18 protein-coding genes are annotated in these 19,210 nt (G+C 39.8%); 5 read left to right on the top strand and 13 right to left on the bottom strand.

The features are described 5' to 3' along the window. The first annotated feature begins 195 nt into the window (after positions 1-195). The 3 genes from pta to OFN67_RS01985 all read left to right on the top strand — a co-directional run bounded on the left by pta (position 196) and on the right by OFN67_RS01985 (position 3,501). Positions 196-1,596, top strand: a complete 1,401-nt coding sequence (gene pta, locus OFN67_RS01975) for a phosphate acetyltransferase (protein WP_270867978.1) — start codon at positions 196-198, stop codon at positions 1,594-1,596. Next, positions 1,596-2,792 carry an acetate kinase gene (locus OFN67_RS01980; RefSeq protein ID WP_270862465.1) on the top strand — a complete coding sequence of 399 codons (1,197 nt, stop codon included), beginning with the start codon at positions 1,596-1,598 and terminating at the stop codon, positions 2,790-2,792. The genes pta and OFN67_RS01980 overlap by 1 nt, the downstream gene beginning before the upstream one ends. 133 nt (positions 2,793-2,925) lie before the next feature. Further along, positions 2,926-3,501 (top strand): metallophosphoesterase, encoded by a 576-nt coding sequence (locus OFN67_RS01985; RefSeq protein ID WP_270864978.1) that lies wholly within the window; start codon positions 2,926-2,928, stop codon positions 3,499-3,501. A gap of 232 nt (positions 3,502-3,733) precedes the next feature. Here OFN67_RS01985 and hypA read toward each other — a convergent pair whose 3' ends face one another. From hypA to OFN67_RS02035, 10 genes are all read right to left on the bottom strand, one after another. Then, positions 3,734-4,075: a hydrogenase maturation nickel metallochaperone HypA gene (gene hypA / locus OFN67_RS01990; RefSeq protein ID WP_270864977.1), complete on the bottom strand. Its 342-nt coding sequence runs from the start codon at positions 4,073-4,075 to the stop codon at positions 3,734-3,736. A gap of 15 nt (positions 4,076-4,090) precedes the next feature. Further along, positions 4,091-4,795, bottom strand: coding sequence for a hypothetical protein (locus OFN67_RS01995; protein WP_270864976.1), 705 nt, complete (start codon positions 4,793-4,795; stop codon positions 4,091-4,093). A 57-nt stretch (positions 4,796-4,852) separates the two neighbouring features. Next, positions 4,853-5,857 (bottom strand): hydrogenase expression/formation protein HypE, encoded by a 1,005-nt coding sequence (gene hypE / locus OFN67_RS02000; RefSeq protein ID WP_443101018.1) that lies wholly within the window; start codon positions 5,855-5,857, stop codon positions 4,853-4,855. Between the two features lie 36 nt (positions 5,858-5,893). Next, complete coding sequence (gene hypD, locus OFN67_RS02005) at positions 5,894-6,991, bottom strand: hydrogenase formation protein HypD (RefSeq protein WP_270873938.1); 1,098 nt, start codon at positions 6,989-6,991, stop codon at positions 5,894-5,896. A gap of 2 nt (positions 6,992-6,993) precedes the next feature. Beyond that, a complete protein-coding gene (locus OFN67_RS02010) occupies positions 6,994-7,365 on the bottom strand; it encodes an MmcQ/YjbR family DNA-binding protein (protein ID WP_270873939.1) in 372 nt (123 codons plus the stop codon). Between the two features lie 8 nt (positions 7,366-7,373). Then, positions 7,374-7,889: a pyridoxamine 5'-phosphate oxidase family protein gene (locus tag OFN67_RS02015; RefSeq protein WP_270867981.1), complete on the bottom strand. Its 516-nt coding sequence runs from the start codon at positions 7,887-7,889 to the stop codon at positions 7,374-7,376. Positions 7,890-8,049: 160 nt separating this feature from the next. Then, a complete protein-coding gene (locus OFN67_RS02020; RefSeq protein WP_270858784.1) occupies positions 8,050-8,328 on the bottom strand; it encodes a HypC/HybG/HupF family hydrogenase formation chaperone in 279 nt (92 codons plus the stop codon). Further along, a complete protein-coding gene (gene hypB, locus OFN67_RS02025) occupies positions 8,328-9,155 on the bottom strand; it encodes a hydrogenase nickel incorporation protein HypB (RefSeq protein WP_270864968.1) in 828 nt (275 codons plus the stop codon). The genes OFN67_RS02020 and hypB overlap by 1 nt, the downstream gene beginning before the upstream one ends. A 10-nt stretch (positions 9,156-9,165) precedes the next feature. After that, a complete protein-coding gene (locus OFN67_RS02030; RefSeq protein WP_270864967.1) occupies positions 9,166-9,591 on the bottom strand; it encodes a hypothetical protein in 426 nt (141 codons plus the stop codon). Between the two features lie 63 nt (positions 9,592-9,654). Further along, positions 9,655-11,064 (bottom strand): alanine/glycine:cation symporter family protein, encoded by a 1,410-nt coding sequence (locus tag OFN67_RS02035; protein ID WP_270873940.1) that lies wholly within the window; start codon positions 11,062-11,064, stop codon positions 9,655-9,657. 117 nt (positions 11,065-11,181) lie between these two features. Between OFN67_RS02035 and OFN67_RS02040 the strand changes: the two genes are divergently transcribed. Further along, positions 11,182-12,204 (top strand): SLAC1 anion channel family protein, encoded by a 1,023-nt coding sequence (locus tag OFN67_RS02040; RefSeq protein ID WP_270873941.1) that lies wholly within the window; start codon positions 11,182-11,184, stop codon positions 12,202-12,204. Positions 12,205-12,401: 197 nt separating this feature from the next. After that, positions 12,402-13,169: a hypothetical protein gene (locus tag OFN67_RS02045; protein WP_270867984.1), complete on the top strand. Its 768-nt coding sequence runs from the start codon at positions 12,402-12,404 to the stop codon at positions 13,167-13,169. Positions 13,170-13,418: 249 nt separating this feature from the next. On the opposite strand, the gene OFN67_RS02050 is transcribed toward OFN67_RS02045, so the two are convergent. Genes OFN67_RS02050 through hsdR form a run of 3 tightly spaced genes read right to left on the bottom strand, consistent with a single transcriptional unit; the run spans position 13,419 to position 19,135 of the window. Then, positions 13,419-15,281 carry a restriction endonuclease subunit S gene (locus tag OFN67_RS02050; protein ID WP_270867985.1) on the bottom strand — a complete coding sequence of 621 codons (1,863 nt, stop codon included), beginning with the start codon at positions 15,279-15,281 and terminating at the stop codon, positions 13,419-13,421. Further along, the gene (locus tag OFN67_RS02055; RefSeq protein ID WP_270867986.1) at positions 15,281-16,774 is read right to left on the bottom strand and encodes a class I SAM-dependent DNA methyltransferase; all 1,494 of its coding nucleotides are present in this window, start codon (positions 16,772-16,774) and stop codon (positions 15,281-15,283) included. Before OFN67_RS02055 ends, OFN67_RS02050 begins: the two co-directional genes overlap by 1 nt. Positions 16,775-16,783: 9 nt before the next feature. Beyond that, a complete protein-coding gene (gene hsdR, locus OFN67_RS02060) occupies positions 16,784-19,135 on the bottom strand; it encodes an EcoAI/FtnUII family type I restriction enzme subunit R (protein ID WP_270867987.1) in 2,352 nt (783 codons plus the stop codon). Positions 19,136-19,210 lie beyond the last annotated feature (75 nt).

A 19,210-nucleotide genomic window follows, 5' to 3' on the forward strand; every position in this document is an offset into this window, starting at 1 on the left:
AGATTGTATCAAAATGTGGTTTAAATTTTGCAAATTTATAAAATCTGTCATTGCAGAGCAAGTATTACCGCACCCAAAATTTGCAAAAAACAAAATGAAATTTTATTTCACCCAAATTTGCCAAATTTAAAACAAATCTGGGCTTTAATATGATAAAATGCAAGTGTTTTTTTAATTTTTTTATAAGGATTGCTTATGAACGCATTTTTTGTTTTAGGCGACGATGTGCGCGATATCACAGCCAAATTTGACGGCGCTGTGGCGCTAAATATCGTCCCAGATGTGGCGAGCGAGAGCGAAATCATATCGCTTTTAGAAAAAGGCGAGATTGCACAAATCTCAAAAATGGCAATAGCCAAATTTGACGCAGTCTCAAAAAACGCAAAATGCGTAATCGTCTATGGCGCAAAAGGCTTCGATGAGGTGCTAAATTTCGGCCTTAGCAAAGATTTGGCTCTACCTGTGGTGGGGCTATATACGAGCGAGAGCAAGGCGAAAATCGCCGAGAATTTCGCCAAAAAATGTGGCGCACAAGTTTTGCGCTTCACCACAAAAGATGTCTGCGCTGATTGCCTAGGCGAGGCGCTAAAAGGCGCGAAATGCGAAATTCTAACCCCAGTGAGATTTGAAAGCACACTTTATGCCAAAGCAGCTGCAAACAAAAAATCAGTCGTCCTACCCGAGGCCGATGATGAGAGAATTTTGCGTGCTAGTGAAATTTTACTAAAAAGTGGCGCGGTAAATTTAGTCTTGCTTGGTGATAAGGCAGAAATCAAGGCAAAAGCTGGAAATTTAGGGCTAAATTTAGACGGCGTCAAAATCATAAACCCAGCAAACAACGAATTCTCTGATGAGTTTGCAAACACCCTTTACGAGCTTCGTAAAGCCAAAGGTATGGAATTAGAAAAAGCGCAAAAACTAGTGCGAGATCGCACATTTTTCGGCACTATGCTAGTGTATAGTGGCAAGGCCGACGCTATGGTTAGTGGCGCTAGCACGACCACAGCCGAGACTATTCGCCCAGCACTGCAAACAATCAAAACAATGCCGGGCGTTAGCACAGTTAGCGGCTCATTTATCATGTGCCTAGATAGCCAAATCGTGATTTTCGCAGACTGCGCCGTCGTGCCAAACCCTGATGCAAACGCCCTTGCAAGTATCGCGATTAGCTCGGCAAATACTGCGCGCGCATTTGGACTCGAACCACGAGTGGCAATGCTAAGCTATTCAACAAAAGGAAGTGGAACAGGACCAAGCGTAGAAATCGTAGAAGAAGCCACCAAGCTAGTTGGCGAGCTAGCCCCTGATTTAGCAGTCGATGGACCATTGCAATTCGACGCAGCGTTCGACCCTACAACCGCAAGCAAAAAGGCCCCAGGCTCAGCAGTAGCTGGCAAGGCAAATGTCTTTGTTTTCCCTGATTTAAATGCAGGAAATATCGGCTACAAGGCAGTCCAACGCACATCTGGCGCAGTGGCAATCGGCCCAATCTTGCAAGGTCTTAAAAAGCCAGTTAATGATTTAAGCAGGGGTTGCAAGGTCGAGGATATCGTAAATACAGTGCTTATTAGCGCAATTCAAGCAGGAGTAAATTAATGGAAATTTTAGTCATAAACTCAGGTAGCAGTTCAATCAAATTTAAATTCCAAGATATGGACACTAAAACTTGCCTTGCAAGCGGTGTTATCGAGGAAATCGGCTCAGAGCATTCAAAAGCCAAAATCGAGGCAGGCGAATTTGAAAAAGAGGTCAAAGAGCCGATTAAATCGCACGAAGAGGGCATTGAGATAATGTATCGCTTGCTAAAAGAAAGTGGCACGCTAAAAGACATCAACGATATCGAGGGTATCGGACACAGAATCGTCCAAGGCGCTGATTATTTCGACAAAGCAGCCTTCGTAGATAGCGATGTGCTAGCTAAAATCGAAGAGCTTTGCCCGCTTGCCCCTCTTCATAACCCAGCAGCAGTTGCTGGAATCAAATCATGTATGAGCGCGTCAAAAACCCCAAATGTGGCTGTTTTTGACACTACATTTCACCAAAGCATGCCGAAAGAAGCATATATGTATGCGCTTCCGTATGAATTCTACGAGAAAAACAAAGTCCGCAGATACGGCGCACACGGCACTTCTCACTGGTATGTATCGCGCACAGCGGCTGAATTTTTAGGCGTGGATTATGATAAATTTAACTGCATTACGCTTCACCTTGGAAACGGTTCTAGTATCACCGCTATCAAAAATGGCAAATGTGTCGATACTTCAATGGGTATGACTCCACTCGAAGGCCTTATGATGGGCACTAGGTGTGGTTCGATAGATCCTGCGATTATCGCGTATATGGAGCGCGTGGCAGGTCATGGCGCACAAGAAATGGACGCGATAATGAACAAAAAAAGCGGACTTTTGGGCGTTTGTGGCACTAGCGATTTGCGCAAAGTCGAGGAAATGATGGAAGCAGGCGACGAAAAGGCAAAACTCGCCTATGATATGCTAGTCTATCAAATCGTCAAACTCGTAGGCGCATACTACGCAGTGCTTGGCAAAATCGACGCTATCGTCTTTACCGGCGGTATCGGCGAGAACGCAAATATCTTGCGCGAGAGAGTTTGCGAGAAGCTAGCGCATTTTGGTATCGCAATCGACAAGGCCGAAAACAATATCCGCAGGAAAATCAACCGCGATCTAAGCACGAGCGAAGCAAAAATCAAAACTCTAATTATCCCTACAAACGAAGAGTTAGCGATCGCCGAGCAAGTAGTCGAAGTGCTAAAAGCTAAAAATTTAGCCTAAATTCCGTAAATTTTAGGCGAGAAATCGCCTAAAATTTGCCTATTTTTCAAAATTTACGCTACAATACGCGCTTAAATTTTAAAATTTCACTTCCACACAAAATTTAAAATTTCACCGAATTTAAGGGTTTAAAATGAGTAAAATTTATTTTATCAGCGATTTGCATTTCGGACACGAAAACATTATGAAATACAGCCCAAAATACCGAAATTTTAATAGCGTGGCCCAAATGGACGAGTATCTAATCGCCCTGTGGAACGACACTGTGAGCGATGATGACATCGTCTATAATCTAGGCGATCTCTCATTTCACAAAGACAGCGCCAAAACAGCGCGGATTTTAGAGCGGCTAAACGGGTCGCATAGGCTGATTTTGGGCAATCACGACAAACAAATCATCGCAAACGCCGATTTGCAGGGCTATTTCGACGAAATTTGCGATTATAAATATTTCAAAGCCCCAGGCGTAAAAAAGGGCTTCGTGCTATTTCACTACCCGATTTTGGAGTGGAACGGCGCGCATTATGGCTCGGTGCATTTATACGGCCATGTGCATGACAAAACCCCGCCACTAAAAGGGCGCGCGATTAATGTTTGCTATGATTATAACGGCAGATTTTTGGAATTTAAAGAAATTTTAAAAATGGCTGAGAAGCTGGATTTTAGCGGGTTTATACATAATTCTAGCGATGATGATAACGAAGAGTAATGGGATTTTTAGCATGGGTTTGGGTTTTTGGCATAGTTTGGAATACTGTGCCGAAATTTGACAAATTTTAAATTTGCGTGAATTTTCTAAATTCGGCGCAGAATTTAACTTCGCTCAAAATTCAAAGCTTCTTAAAATAAAACGCATCATCTTTTCGATAATCCAAAAATCACCATATTCGCCGTCAATATAAATTTTACAATTCTCAAATTCGTTTAAATCCATAGCGCACCTACTCAATCACAAGTTGCATTAGATACAGATCTTCGCCGTCGGTTACTCGCAAATTTCTGCTCTCGCATTTTGGGCAGATGAAGTTGTTTTGCTCCAAAACGCCGTTATATCCGCACTTTTCGCACTCTATAACGACATCTTGGATATGGATTTTCAGCTCGGCATTTTCGCAGACCGTGCCCTGCCTAAACACATCGTAGCAACTCTGCAAATAATGCGCCTCCACGCCACTAAGCCTGCCTACTTTGACTACGATTTCTTTGATTTCTCCGCCACCGTTTGCATTTAAATTTTTCTCGCAAAGCTCCACTAGGCTTTGCACTATCGACATTTCGTGCATATTATCTCCATTTTATTAAAATGTTTTTATCATCAAATAATTGATTTTTTTCTCAATATCAATACCTGCAACTTCTAAAAAATATTTTCTCAAATCATCTTTATCTTTTTTTGTGATTATAGGTATGACTTTTTCGCCGTGCTTGGTTTTTATGAGTAAAAAACCAAATGAAAACAGACTGCTAAGCGACCCGTTTCTGACAACAGAAAGTATCATAAACGGGCAATAAAACAATATAATTATTCCACCAAAAATATTCGCCATATTCATCGCGCCCATAAATAAAGAAAAAAACATTGCCACTATAAAAATAGGAAGTAGCATCGTTCTTTTGTCAATAATAAAATTTGAAGCTTTCAATGAATTTGTTTCTATGGATACAATACTAGTTAGGGCGATTTTAGAGTTAAAAAATTTAAATTCATCGTCGTTCGTGCCTATGCGTTTTTTAAACCAAAACGCTACTATTATCGCTAAAATAATCGAAAAAATAAAATTAACATTGTTATTAAATTTGTCATAAATTGTATTTGTGGTCATAAATGTAATAACTCCCTTATCAAAAAGTATCTTTGTTAAAATTAAATCAAAAATGGCAGGGAAAAACATATAAAACGAAATTTCTTTTATAAAATCTCTTATAGCAATCGGATTTTCATCATAATCTCGCAAATTTGATTTTTTAACATTTGGTCTATTTTCTAAATTTTCGTTTTCCAAATTTATCCTTTTGTTTTTGCTGTTCGGTCAGTATCGCTTGATACTGAATTTTAAATTTCAGCAAATTCTAGGCAAAAGCTCGCCCTTTGGAAGCTCCAAAAATCGCCCTGAGCCATACGCATTTTGGATTATCACCCTATTTTGCGATTTTGCTGTGCCTGTTACTTCGCCGATGATTTGCGCATTTTTATCAAATTTACGCAACACCTCCAAAGCTTTTTCTTCGTCGCCACTAGCAACGACTGCGACAAAAGTGCCTTCGTTTGCCAGTTCGTAAGGCTCAAAACCTAGCAACTCACACACGCCCACGACTTCATCGCTCACGGCTATTTTTTCTTCGAAAACCAAAATTTCATTGCCAGAAATTTCGGCAAATTCGTTCAAAACTGCGCTCAAACCCCCACGCGTAGCGTCTCGCATGGCACTTATTTTCACGCCACTTGCTAGTAGCTCCCCTACTACGCCGTTTAGCGGTTTGCAGTCGCTTTTAAGCTCACTTTCAAGCGAAAGCTCATCTCTGGCAGCTAGTATCACAGCCCCGTGTCTGCCCACATCGCCACTAAGCAAGATTTTATCGCCGATTTTGATATTTTTCGCCTTGATGTTTGGTGCTAGGATTTGCCCTATTCCGCTTGTGTTTATGAAAATCTTGTCGCATTTGCCGTGCGGGACGACCTTAGTATCGCCACAGACGATTTTGACACCACACTGCTTGGCAGTATCGGCGATACTGCCCAAAATTCGCTCAAATTCGGCAAATTCCAGCCCTTCTTCGATGATGAAACCAACACTGATAAAAAGCGGTTTAGCGCCGACCATACAAAGATCGTTTATCGTGCCACAAACTGCGATTTTACCGATGTCGCCACCGCTAAAAAATATCGGCGTAACGACATACGAATCAGTCGTAAAAGCTAACTCACCACTGGGATTTGACAAAATCGCGCTGTCGTTGCACTCACGCAAAATTTCATTATCAAACGCCCTAAAAATCGTATCATTGATGAGTTTATTCATCTCTTCGCCACCACCACCGTGGCTAAGCAAAATCGTTTTTTTCAAATTTTATCCTTATTTTGTAAAATTTTACGCAAAATTTTATGAATTTCGTGCGTATTTGAAATACGCAGCACATGCACCCTCGCTACTTACCATGCACGAGCCTATCGGGTTTTGCGGGGTGCAGACCTTGCCAAAAACCTTGCAATCATAAGGTTTTGCCTTACCACGCAGTATCTCGCCACAAATACACGCCCTATTTTCGCCCTTGCTCTGCAAATTTTGCAAAATTTCAGCAAATTTCACTCTCGCGTCAAATTCGGCGAATTTGGCTTTTAGCTTCATACCGCTTTTTGGGATTTCGCCAAGCCCACGCCACGAAAAATCACAAATTTCAAAATATTTATCTATCAAATTTAACGCAGTTTTGTTGCCGTCAGCCTTAACCACGCGGTCGTATTCGTTATAGACTTCGTGCGTATCAGCTTCAAACTGAGTTACCAAATTTAGCACACCCGCCATAATGTCAAGCGGTTCAAAACCGCTCACGGCGATTGGTTTTTTGTATTTGACGGCGATATTTTCGTAAATTTTGCTTCCTGTGATGACGCTGACATGGCTAGGTCCTAAAAACGCGTCGATTTTGGCTTCTTTGTCTTGCAAAATGGCTTCCACAGGGGCTGGGACGGTTACATGATTTATGTGAAAAAATAGATTTTTTAGCCCCAAATTTATCACTTTATCCACCAAAACCGCACTCATCGGCGTGGTCGTCTCAAAGCCTATCGCAAAGAAAATGACATTTTTATCTGGGTTTTCTAGGGCGATTTTTATGGCATCGAGTGGGCTATAAAGTGCGCGTATGTCGGCTCCGTCCGCACGCAGTTTTTGCAGGCTCGTGGTGCTTCCAGGCACGCGTAGCATATCAGCCAAAGTGCAAAAAATCACGCCGTCAAGCGACGCAAGAGCGATTGCTTCGTCAATGCGAGCTCGTGGCATTACGCACACAGGACAGCCGGGACCATGCACGAAGTTTATATTTTCGCCAACCAAATTTGGCAGACCAAATTTCATAATGCTGTGCGTATGACCGCCGCAAATTTCCATGATATTTATGGGCTTTGTGCTTTTTTGCTTTATCGCTTCTGATAGCCCTAAAATCAGCTTTTTATCTCTAAAATCTTTTATCAAATCCATTTTTACTTCTTTGTAAGTTTATAACTTTCTTCGATTAAATCGTATGTCGTCGCCTCGTCGCAAATGCCAAACACTACGCTAATCCAATGCTTTTTGTTCATGTGATACGCCTCTATGACACTCTTGCCGTCGCGCAAAATTTCGCCCAAATTCGGCTCGATTTTCAAATTTAAAATATCAAGCGTTTTCTCGCCCGCAAACGCGCCGGGTTCGACGCCCAGAGTTTTTACGCTCACGCTCTTCATTAGCACGGCAAACCATTTTTTGTTTTTTTCGTGGCGAAAAACGCAAAAGCCCGGCGCACTTTTCCACAAATACTCAGGTTTTGCGCGATACCTGTGCCAGATTTCTTGGATTAGTGTTTCTGCTTCCACCGCGCGCCTTATTTGATTTTTTTGGCTTTTGCACTCACGCTTTGGATTTTAAACTCATAAATCTTCATACGGCGAAACTGTCCGTCTATTGCCTTTTCGAAAGCACTCATATACTCTTTGCAATACTTTTGACAAAGAAGTTTTATTGCCAAATACATTATTTTTTCATCTTTTACTTCGTAAGCTTTGGCTTTTGCTATTGCAGATGTGTATTCGGTCGTAAATGCTTTTTTGCCAAGCATGCTTGTATTGTCTTTAATCGCCTCAAATTCGGCATCGCTTAGGACTGGGACTTGATTGTAGCTAACACAAACAATACTTACTTCCCTGCCCTGCGTAAAAAGCTCCGCCTTGCTCCCCTCGGGCGCGCCGTGGATAAAGATACTATCATTTTCCCTAGCAATCGAAAGCGGAATCGAAAAAATCTCGCCATTATCTCTCACGCACGAAATTATGGCATATTCGCAATCATCAATGATTTTGTAAGCTTCCTCGTTTGAAAGTTCTCTGTCTTTTCTACGCATTTTTTTTCCTTTGCACGGCTTGTCTTTTTAGCGCTTTTTTGCGATTATTCGCGCTTGCTTCACTGCGACGCACAGCCCAGTGCGCCTCGCTCGCAACCGCTCTAAAACACAAAAAATCATCTAAAAATACTTCGCCTTATTTTTTTTCGAATTTTAAAATTTATTTTAAATTCGCTAGCCCCATATCGCCCTCGTCTGCCGAAATTTCGCCACTATTCATCTCTTCGGCGATTTGTTCGTAAATTTTCAAGCTCTCTAAGGCAACGGCTGTGTCGATTTTTTCCATCGCAAAGCCCACATGAATAAGCACGAAATCCCCAACGCTAACTGGCTCAGAAATGAGATCCAAGCTCACGCCACGCCTAACGCCGAGCGTTTCGACGGTCGCGAAATTATTTTCATCTATTGAAATCACTTTTGACGGAATTGAAAGGCACATTATCTAAATTCCTTTTTAAATTCCAAAAATTTCAGCCACTTATCCACGCCCTCGCCAGTTTTACTATCTAGGGCAATTACAGCGGCTTTTGGATTTAATTTTCGCACCTCTTTGACCACCTCTTCGACGCTAAAATCAAAATGCTCGATTAGCGAGTGTTTGGTTACTACGACCAAATCCGCCGCGCGAAACATTACAGGGTATTTTGCGACCTTGTCGCTTCCTTCGGTTACGCTTAGAAGCACGACATTTGCGTGTGCGCCGACATCGTAGCTTGCAGGGCAGACGAGATTTCCGACATTTTCTATGAAAACTAAATCAAGCCCAGTGGTATCGAGATGATGAAGCCCTTCATGCACCATAAATGCATCTAAATGACATGCTTGGCCTGTGGTGATTTGATGAGCGCGCGCGCCTGCTTGCAATACGCGATCGGCGTCGCGATTGGTTTCTAAATCGCCCTCGATTACGCCGATTTTAAATTTGCCACTTTTGATAGTAGCTTCTAGTAGCGTTGTTTTGCCACTTCCTGGGCTACTCATCAAATTTACGCATAAAATCCCGTCTTCGTCGAAATGCTCTCTGATATGCGCTGCTTCGGCATCGTTTGCAGATAGAATTTTTGTGATTACTTCGACGGTTTTTTTATCATTTAGCACAGGGTGTGCGTGGTCGCCGTGAGTGTGAATTTCGCCGTGCTCGTGCTCATGCGCCTCTCCATGAGAGTGAGCGTGAGCGTGATTATGCTCGTGTGTGTGCGTAACGCCGTCAGAGTGCGTGTGGCTGTGAGTGTGTCCTGCGATAGAACATCCGCAATCTTTACACATTTTTTATCCTTTAATTTGAGATTAAATATACAAGAAAAATTAAAACCAAAGCCCACACCACCGACCAAATAACAAATTTTTTCCAAAATTTATTGCTACTTTGCTCGTGGGTTGCGACTTTGTTTTGTGAGTTTTCGTAAAAATCTTTTGCCCTCATATCCGCGCTACTTAAAACAGCGCGCCTGACATCGACAAATTCGCCATTATAGCGCATTGCCCCGTCTGGTTCGATCCTGTAAGAATCTATTTTTTTAACGCTCCATAAAACTTTATTAGTTGCGCTTTGCATTTTGATTAGGGCTGAAATTTGCCCCTCGCTATCAAGGGCGTAAAATTTTAAAATTTTATCGTATGTAGCCTTGTCGATTTGCCCCAAATCCGCTAAATAATCTAATTTTTCTTTAATACTTTTTTGGTGAAAAGTATGTAAAAACATAAAAATTCCTAATCGTAAAATAACTTGCGATTTTACCTAAATTTAATTATTTAACGCTGAAATTTAGCCTTTAATGTAATCGCTGGCGTTGTATGCCTTGCCCGCGTCAAAATCCCGCAGTAAGCGCACCACAATGCCACTTAAAAGCAAAATCGCAATCAGGTTTGGAATCACCATAAGGCCGTTGAAAAGATCGGCTAGCTCCCAAACAAGGTCGATTTTAAGCAGTGAGCCCATAAAAACAAAGCCAATAACCAAAAGCTGTAAAAATTTTACCCCTTTTGGTCCAAGCAGATAACGGATATTTATCTCAGCGAAATAATACCAGCCCATAATCGTGGTAAATGCGAAAAACAAAAGACAAATTGCCACGAAGCTATATCCAAGCTCCCTGCCCAAAAAATTCGACGAAAACGCCTCTTGCACGAGCGCAATCCCGCTAAATACAGCCTTGCCATCAGCCCCAAACTCCACCACGCCCGAGGTCAGTATCACAAAAACCGTGATATTTAGCACGATAAATGTATCTATAAAAACGCTCATAATGCCTAGCATTGCTTGATCGACTGGGTGAGCGACATTAGCAGCAGCGTGAGCGTGAGGGGTAGAGCCCATACCAGCTTCGTTGCTAAATAATCCCCTAGCCACGCCATATCTCATAGCCATAGCGATACTCGCTCCCGTCGCACCGCCCCATGCAGCACTTGGATCAAAGGCAGCCTTGAAAATCAGCGAAATAGCGCCAGGAAGCTCGGAGATATTAGCGCAGATTATGCTAAATCCCACCAAAATGTATAAAATCGCCATAAGCGGGACGACCTTTTCGGCTACGCGCGCGATCGCACGCACGCCACCGATGAAGATTATCGCGCAAACCACAGCCAAAATTTCGCCGATATAGACTTTATCGATATTAAAAGCCTTGCTAAATCCGTCTGAAATGGCGTTTGCTTGCACCATATTTCCCATACAACCAAGTGCTAAGATTATCGCTATGGCAAAAACCACAGCCAAAATTTTGCCAAAATTCCCGCCAATACCGCGCGAAATATAAAACGCAGGACCGCCGATAATATGACCACTTTTATCCTTTGAGCGATAAATTTGAGCCAGACAGATTTCAGCGAAATTTGTCGCCATACCAAAAAACGCAGCCAACCACATCCAAAAAATCGCCCCAGGTCCGCCCATAATAAGCGCGGTCGAAGCTCCGACTAGATTGCCCGTGCCAACCTGCGCCGCAATCGCAGTCGAAATCGCCTGAAACGAGCTCATACCGTGTTTGCCAGCCTTTTTGCCATGGAGCGAAAAATCGCCCAAAAGTCTATTTCCAGCAAGTTTGAATTTCAAAATTTGAACGAATTTTAATCTGATTGTAAAATACACGCCAGTCCCGCAAAGAAGGGCTATGAGAAAGTATGGCCCCCAGATAAATGAGTTTATGTCGGTTACAATTTTGATAAAATTTTCCATTTTTGTCCGCCTTAATCTGCCTCGAATTTGTTAAAAATCGATTATTTTACTTTTTTCGCGCTTAATAAAACTTAAAATTTTATAAATTTCAGTTTTAATTTATAATTGTAAGAATTTATGGCACCAAATTTTGCTAAAATTCGCGCCGTTTTTAAAAAAAATTTGAAATTCATCGAGGCTAAAATGAATCTAAAAAACGAAAATATCTCCAAACTCTCAAATTTCCCGATTATGTTTTTTGCCGTAACAATGGGGCTTGGCGGGCTTAGTATCGCTTATCGCGCCATTAGCGAGGCGTATGGTGCGCCACATTTTATATTTGAAATTTTGCGATTTTTCGCACTTGGCGTTTTTGCGCTGATTTCGGCGTTTTACACGGCAAAAATTATCAAATTTCCGCGCGCTGTGCAGGCAGAATTTACCCACCCAATCAAGCTAAGTTTTTTTGCCACATTTTCGATTAGCCTGCTTTTACTAGCCATTGCGTTTAACGATATTAGCGCGCTTCATAGCGCATTTTACGGCGTAGCGATGATATTTCATGCGTTTTTGACGCTTTATATCATTTCGTTTTGGATACAAAAAAACATGCTCATCACCCACTCTAATCCAGCGTGGTTTATCCCAATCGTAGGCAATCTCATCGTAGTAATCGCCGCGAGCGAAAAGGGCGAATATCTGTGGTATTTTTTTAGCATTGGGATTTTCTTTTGGATTGTGCTTTTTAGCATTGTTTTTTACCGCATTATTTTTCACGACCAGCTCGCACAAAAATTCGTCCCAACGCTTTTTATAATGATTGCGCCACCGTCTGTGGCGTTTCTGGGCTATATCAACATCGGCGGCGAGTTTGATATGCTCGCTAAAATTTTGATAAATTTGGTGCTATTTTTCACGCTTTTGATATTTTTCATGGCAAAAAGCTTTTTCGGGCTTAAATTTTTCCTATCATGGTGGGCTTTCACTTTCCCGACAGCGGCTGGGTGCATTGCCTTTATGAAGGCGTATTTTTTAAGCGCGGAAGTGTGGTTTGCAAGGCTCGGGCTTGGTATGTTCGCGCTTTTGTGCGTTTTGATAGCGATTGTAGGATACCACACTATAAAAGGGCTAATTAACGGCGAAATCTGCGTGCAAGAGTGAAATTTAGCGCAAATTTCGCCAGATTTATTGTTTAAGAAAATTACTTACAAAATGCACATTATCAACCTTAAAATTTGGTAAAAGTAAATTTATAAACTTACAAATTTTCTTAAAATCCACTTATAAATTCGCTATTTTTATTGACTTTTAAGAATTAATATTATATTATAACGCCAAATTTTCACAAGGAGCAACCTATGGCAGTAGATGTTATAAAAGTCGAGCAAATGGTCAAAGACGCTGAATTTTTAGAAAACATCAGAGGCAGAGAAAGTTACAGAAAAGCTCTAAAACTCTTAGGAATTGCTAAAAATTATAGTCTTTTAGATAGCGAAAAATGGGAATCGCTCCATAATAGCGTGCAAACAATGGCTTCGCTCTTGGGCCTAGCAAGGGCAGAAATAGATGAGGTCTATACCCCTAAACAGCAGGTTTTAGCCGGCCACACTATGGAAATCATAGAGCTACTCAAAAAGGAAAAAACCCCGCTTCAAATCACAAAAATTTTGCAAGAGCGAGGCGTGGAGGTGGCTTACTCTCAGGTCAGCCATTTCATATCAGAGACAAGGCTAAATCAATTTTCCGCACCATCGACTAGGGAAAGGCTCGCCAAATACAAGGACGAAATCCAAGCCAAACTCGAAAAGGGCGATAGCTATTACGCAATCGGTGGCGATTTGGCAGAGGCATACCCTGAGCTTAGCGAGCTTACATATTCGCAGATTAGCAACTTTATCAAAAGCGAATTTGGCGAAAAATACCTAGCCGAAATAAAGGCGAAATTCGCTGGTCCGACAAGCGAAGAGTTGCTAAGCCCATACAAAGATGAAATTCGCAAAATGCTAGCTAGCGGCGACCAGCTCACGGATATCCGTGCCAAACTAAAAGAATTAAAGCCAGAGCTAGGGAATATTTCGTATTCACAGCTTAACTACTTTATCGCAACGAAACTCTCGCAAGGCTGAGAGCCTGCGATAAGAGCGTGAAATTTGGCGTGAAATTCTCGCGGTGGCGCGTTAGTAGTGCGCGCGATGCTGTCATTGCGAGAATTTAAAATTCCAGCATTGCATTTGCTGTCATTGCGAGAAGCGAAGCGACGAAGCAATCTACGAGTTTAAAATTCCGAAGTGTAAATTTGCAAAAATACTGACCTTGAATTTTTAATTCATAGATTGCCACGCTCACTGCGTTCGCTCGCAATGACAAAAAACGAATTATAAATTCTTGCATAAATTTAGAAGTTTTTCTAATTCATCGGCTATAAATTTCTGCTCTGCTTTCGGCGGCAGGGGGATTGGAAAAAGATTTATCGTTTCCATAGAAATATTATCATTTGTAGAATTTTTACTTTCTTGAATAATTTTTTGAATTATCGGAGCAATTACATTGTAATTGATATATTCAGGTAATGCGTTTCGCACTTTTATAGTTGCTACACGCTGATTTACAATCATTTTTTCTTCAAGTTTTTTAACAAAAAAACTTTTTCCTACTGTTCCACCTGTCATACATAAGAGAATATTTTTTTCTCCAAGTATAAAAGGTTCATATTCTGGTAAATATGGAAGACGAACAATGTTTGTATCAATAAACCCATTTTCATTAAAGTCTGAAATGCGTATAACTCTCACACCATTTGTAGTGTAATTTGTGCTTTTAAAAGCATATCCGCCATTTATTGTTGCAATCTCCCCTAACTTCACCCATGCCCAAGAATTTGGAATTTCAAAAGGTGGGTTGAAATCCCCGTCAGTATTTAGTGGCGTGATAGTGCGATATGATTTGATTTTGGTTTTTAGTTTAGCGATGATATGTTTGATTTTATCGCTATTTTTTGGTTTTGTTTTTAGAAGTTTTTCTAAATTTGAAAGCAGTTTTTCACGCTGTGATTTTAGAGTTGAAATTTTAGCGTTAAATTCAGCGATTTCATCAAAGGCTGTTTTGTTTGTCATTGCGAGATTTTTCGCAGAAAAATCGAAGCAATCCAGAGAATTGCCTTTATCTTTAAATTTAGAGATTTTGGAATTTTTCTGGATTGCTTCGTTCGCTTCGCTCTCTCGCAATGACGAAAGGGACGAGATTGCTCCGCCTGTTCGCTCCTCGCAATGACACGAAAGGCGAAATTTCGCTGAGAGTTCGCCACGAATAGCGTAATCAAGTATGGATTTTGGAATTTGTATTTTAAATTTGGTTTGCAAATTTGCCAAATTTAGGGCTTTTGCTTCGTAACTCTCACACTCTTTTAATGCTTGCTCCAATTGACCTGCAATAAATTGTTGCTCCGCAAGGGGTGGTAGGGGGACAATAAGATTTTTGAAATCAGTTTTATTAAATTTTCCTTGTGCCGTAGATGATGAAATGCCTTGCAACGCAGAAATACCAAAAGATGATGAAAAAAGATAATAAAACCAATATTTGCTATTTTCATCAAAAAATCTAACCATTACAGAATTTGGTGCTAATGTCATTTTTTCCTGTAATTTAGGCACTATAAAAACCTTACCGATAGATGCACCTATATTTGGGAAAATAAGTTCTCCGCCAAATAGATTAGAGTTTGATAAAAATTCATATCCGTGTTTATCTGTATATATCAAATCTTTTTGGAAATTTGTTTTAAAGTCAGTTGTCCTTACTAATACTGCATAATTAGGACTTTGATAATACTTTACATTTTCTCGCAATGTAGCAAAACTTCCACTTGCAACAAAATCGGTTACTTTTTTGACATAATCCCCTAACTTCACCCATGCCCAAGAATTTGGAATTTCAAAAGGTGGGTTGAAATCCCCGTCAGTATTTAGTGGCGTGATAGTGCGATATGATTTGATTTTGGTTTTTAGTTTAGCGATGATATGTTTGATTTTATCGCTATTTTTTGGTTTTGTTTTTAGAAGTTTTTCTAAATTTGAAAGCAGTTTTTCACGCTGTGATTTTAGAGTTGAAATTTTGGCGTTAAATTCAGCGATTTCATCGTAAGCTGATAAATTTGTAAATTCAGTGCGAAATTTCGCTGAGAGTTCGCCACGAATAGCGTAGTCTAAAATTGATTTTTTCAAATTCGCAGGATTAGTCATTATTGCGCCTTGTTGCTTTTAAGGATCGCCTCGATAGCTTCGAGTGTGGCGGACATTTGGGATTTTAGTTCGTTTTGTTCGTGAGTGAATTTTTCAATCAACTCAAACGGCGGTAAAATTTCGTCTTTGGCTTCGATAAATCCGCATAAATCAAGGTTGTAGTTTTTATCTACGAGCTGGGCTTTACTAAATTTGGCGGCTTTTGGGTTGCCGTTTTCATCATCAAAGGCAGTGCGGTTTGTATCCCAAGCGAAAAATTCATCAAAATGCTCTAATTTCATAGGTTTGGTCTTAGAAAATGCCTTGTAGGTAGGCGGCATATCAAGGCGATAAAACCAAGTCTCATCAGTGCCTGTGCCGTTACGCTCAAAAAACAAAATATTTGTCGTAATGGAAGTGTATGGGGCAAAAACGCTTTTTGGGAGACGGACGATTAGATGTAGATTAAATTCGTCAAGTAGGCGTTTTTTGAGATTGATTTTGGCACTATCATCGCCAAATAAAAATCCATCAGGCAAGACTACGGCGGCTTTGCCATTAATCTTCAAGCTCTCGGTGATGATTGCCATAAATAAATCAGCGGTTTCGCTACTTCTAAATTCGCTTGGAAAATTTGATTTTATGGTGTCGTTTTCGCTTCCGCCATAAGGTGGGTTCATAGCGATAATGTCAAAGCTAGGCTTAATATCATCAAAATGGGTGTCAAATGAGTTTGCGTGGTCTAAATTGGGATTTTCGATGCCTTTGATTAAAAAATTTGTTACACATAAAATATAAGGAAGTGGCTTTTTCTCAACGCCGTAAAAGCTTTCTTTTAAAATCTCACTATCTCGTGTATTTTTGGTTAATTTGTTCAAATAATTAAAAGCTGAGGTCAAAAACCCGCCCGTGCCACAAGCGAGGTCTGCGATTGTATCGCCGATTTTCGGGCGTAAAATTTCCATAATAAAATCCGTTACAGCTCGCGGAGTGTAATACTCGCCTGCATTTCCTGCGCTTTGCAAATCTTTTAAAAATGTTTCGTAAGTGCTAGAAAGCAGAGCTCTATCGGAATTTTCATCAAGGGTAATGCTATTGATTGCGTTTATTAGCTTGCGAAGCTGGATACCGTCTTTCATAAAATTAATGCGATCTTCAAAAGCTTTTTTGACGATTTTTTTATTTAACGGCATATCGTTAGTAATGTATAAATTTTTAAGCGTAGGGAAAAGTTTATTATTTACGAATTCTATCAACTCATCACCTGTTTTGATATCTTTTCTAACATTGCCATTGGCGTCGTATTGATTAGCCCAAGTATCCCATGAAAGCTCATCTGGTATGATAGAAGTATAAATTTCGCCCTCGAATTCAGCGCTATCACGCCAACGCTTTTCGTAAAAATCATAGACTTTTAAAAATAAAATCCAAATAATCTGACCAATTCTTTGAGCGTCACCATCTACTCCTGCGTCTGTGCGCATAATGTCTTGTAATGTTTTTATATTTAACAAATCAAATCCTTATTCTGCGTAAAGTGCTGATTTTATGCTATCAATAGCAATTCTATATGAAGCAATGTCGCCAAAAGCGGTTTTTAGCTTTTTAAAGCTTGGGTCGTCAAATGGCTCTTTGCTAAAAACCTCCATACTTTCTAACTCATTTATGCCATTTTGCTCGTATCTTTCAAGCAAAATTTGCAAAATTTCTCTCGCTTCACCTTGATAATTTTCTAAAATTTTGTTTGCTTTTTTGGCTCTTTGTGAGCGAGAAAGCGGAATTTTGCCAAAAGCAAGTGAAAGCAAAATGTCAAATTCGTCCATATTTTCGTATTGAGAATAACTTCGCAATTCTTCGATTAAAATTCCTTTGTTTTCAAATTCACCAAGTAATTCAAGCTTTTTCTTACTAGAATTCCAAATTTTGAGAAATTCCTCTAAATTTGCAAATTCCATACTATCCTTGATATTTTTTTTAGAATAATCTATAAAATTGTCAGTAATTACTTCACCATTTAAATAAATTTGGTTAATTTGCGTATCTATCGTAACCTCAACTCCATTAACATAATACCTTTTTACACTCTTTGGCTCAGGGTCTGGCTCGGGAGTTGGCTGAGGTGGAAATGTCGTAGGAGGCTGTGGGGTTGGCTCTGAGCTGCCACCATTTATCTCGCTAGGCGCAGGCTCATCGATTTCTACGACAGGCGGAACTTCGATTATTTCGATTGCGCCGTCGAATTCTGGGTCTTTAAATTTTTCACTAGAACCTTTAAAATCGATAACTGTAAAATATTTTTTGTTTCGTTTCTCATCTAGTCTTGTGCCACGCCCTATGATTTGTTTGAAATCTGTCATTGAATTTATGATTTTGTTTAGCACGATAACTTTGGCTAGTTTAGTATCTACGCCTGTGCTTAAAAGCTGCGAAGTTGTGGCTATGACTGGAAATTTCTTTTTTGAGCTGATAAAATCACTCAAATATCTCTTACCGTCCATATCATCACCAGTGATACGCACGACATAATTTTTGTCTTTTAAATCTAAATTTTCATTTTCTAATGCAAATTTTACCAAATTTGCCTCTTCTGTGGTTTCGCAAAAAACTATCGTTCTTGCAAATCTATCTTTTATCGTGTATTTCAAAAAATTTGTAATCGCCTTTGCAATGGTGTTAGTTCGCTCATCGATTAAAATTTTTTTACCAAAATCAGATTGATAATATATACCCTCTGGAACTTCTTGCCCGATTTTATCGATAGTTTCGCCCTGTATCTCTATGCCGTCATCGATATTGGAAATATATCTAATGACTTTAAAAGGTGCTAAAAAGCCATCTTGAATTCCTTGTTTAAGCGAGTATTCGTAAATAGGATTTCCAAAATATTCTAAATTTGACCCGCTATCATCGTGTTTTGGAGTAGCTGTTAAGCCAAGCTGAGTAGCCAAGCTAAAATAATCTAAAATTTTACGCCATGCCGAAACTTCGTTTGCGCTACCTCTATGACACTCATCAATGATAATAAAATCGAAAAAATCTCGCGGAATATCTTTATAATATGTAGTAAAAAAGTCCTCGTCATCGTTTCCAGCAAGTTGCTGGTAAAGCCCAAAAAATATATCATATTCGCTAGCGTTAATTTTATGTTTTTGGATTTTGTTGATATTTTTACCAAGTGGCTTAAAATCTCCGTCGATACTCTGATCTACTAAGATATTTCTATCTGCTAGATAAAGAATTTTTTTAAATTTACCACTCTTATAAAGCCTATGAATAATCTCAAAAGCGGTAAAGGTCTTGCCTGTGCCTGTCGCCATAACAAGTAAAAGGCGTTTTTGTCCTTTTGCAATAGCCTGAATTACGCTATCAATAGCAATTTGTTGATAATATCTTGGTTCGCGATTTTCTAAATAATACGGATAAGTTATAAGTTTTTCTTGATCTGGGGTTATATTTTTCGCATTTATATAACGCATAAAAAGTTCATCTGGGGTTGGGAATTCGCTCATTTTAAGGGTTTTATTTTTGCCAGTAAAAAAATCATATTCCATAAAAGCGTCACCGTTTGAAGCATAAGCAAATGGAACATTTAGCATTTTTGCATAATCTTTGGCTTGTGATAGTCCGTCTGTATAGGATTTATCATCTTTTTTAGCTTCGACTATGGCTAGACGAATATTTTTATAAGTCAATAAATAATCAGCAAATTTAGGTGTTTTTCTAGAAACTTTATCACCCATAAATGCCATTTCGCCGTCTGTGAATTGATAATTTTGCTTTACAGGAAATTCCATATTTATTTGGTTTTGAATATTCCAGCCTGATTTTTGTAAGCTTGGTGTAATGAGTTTTAATTTAACATCTTCTTCGGTCATTTTTTATCCTTAGCATAAAATTGCGGATTTTATCAAAACTTAACAAAAAAGAAAATGAATTTTTGTTACGCTAGA

It is taken from the genome of Campylobacter sp. JMF_11 EL3, assembly GCF_027736965.1.
In the GTDB taxonomy this organism is placed as follows: Bacteria; Campylobacterota; Campylobacteria; order Campylobacterales; family Campylobacteraceae; genus Campylobacter_B.

Coding starts and splice junctions, on each gene's coding strand:
- pta (WP_270867978.1), top strand. CDS start 196: ATGAACGCATTTTTTGTTTTAGGCGACGATGTGCGCGATATCACAGCC.
- OFN67_RS01980 (WP_270862465.1), top strand. CDS start 1,596: ATGGAAATTTTAGTCATAAACTCAGGTAGCAGTTCAATCAAATTTAAA.
- OFN67_RS01985 (WP_270864978.1), top strand. CDS start 2,926: ATGAGTAAAATTTATTTTATCAGCGATTTGCATTTCGGACACGAAAAC.
- hypA (WP_270864977.1), bottom strand. CDS start 4,075: ATGCACGAAATGTCGATAGTGCAAAGCCTAGTGGAGCTTTGCGAGAAA.
- hypD (WP_270873938.1), bottom strand. CDS start 6,991: ATGGATTTGATAAAAGATTTTAGAGATAAAAAGCTGATTTTAGGGCTA.
- OFN67_RS02015 (WP_270867981.1), bottom strand. CDS start 7,889: ATGCGTAGAAAAGACAGAGAACTTTCAAACGAGGAAGCTTACAAAATC.
- OFN67_RS02020 (WP_270858784.1), bottom strand. CDS start 8,328: ATGTGCCTTTCAATTCCGTCAAAAGTGATTTCAATAGATGAAAATAAT.
- hypB (WP_270864968.1), bottom strand. CDS start 9,155: ATGTGTAAAGATTGCGGATGTTCTATCGCAGGACACACTCACAGCCAC.
- OFN67_RS02030 (WP_270864967.1), bottom strand. CDS start 9,591: ATGTTTTTACATACTTTTCACCAAAAAAGTATTAAAGAAAAATTAGAT.
- OFN67_RS02035 (WP_270873940.1), bottom strand. CDS start 11,064: ATGGAAAATTTTATCAAAATTGTAACCGACATAAACTCATTTATCTGG.
- OFN67_RS02040 (WP_270873941.1), top strand. CDS start 11,182: ATGGCACCAAATTTTGCTAAAATTCGCGCCGTTTTTAAAAAAAATTTG.
- OFN67_RS02045 (WP_270867984.1), top strand. CDS start 12,402: ATGGCAGTAGATGTTATAAAAGTCGAGCAAATGGTCAAAGACGCTGAA.
- OFN67_RS02050 (WP_270867985.1), bottom strand. CDS start 15,281: ATGACTAATCCTGCGAATTTGAAAAAATCAATTTTAGACTACGCTATT.
- hsdR (WP_270867987.1), bottom strand. CDS start 19,135: ATGACCGAAGAAGATGTTAAATTAAAACTCATTACACCAAGCTTACAA.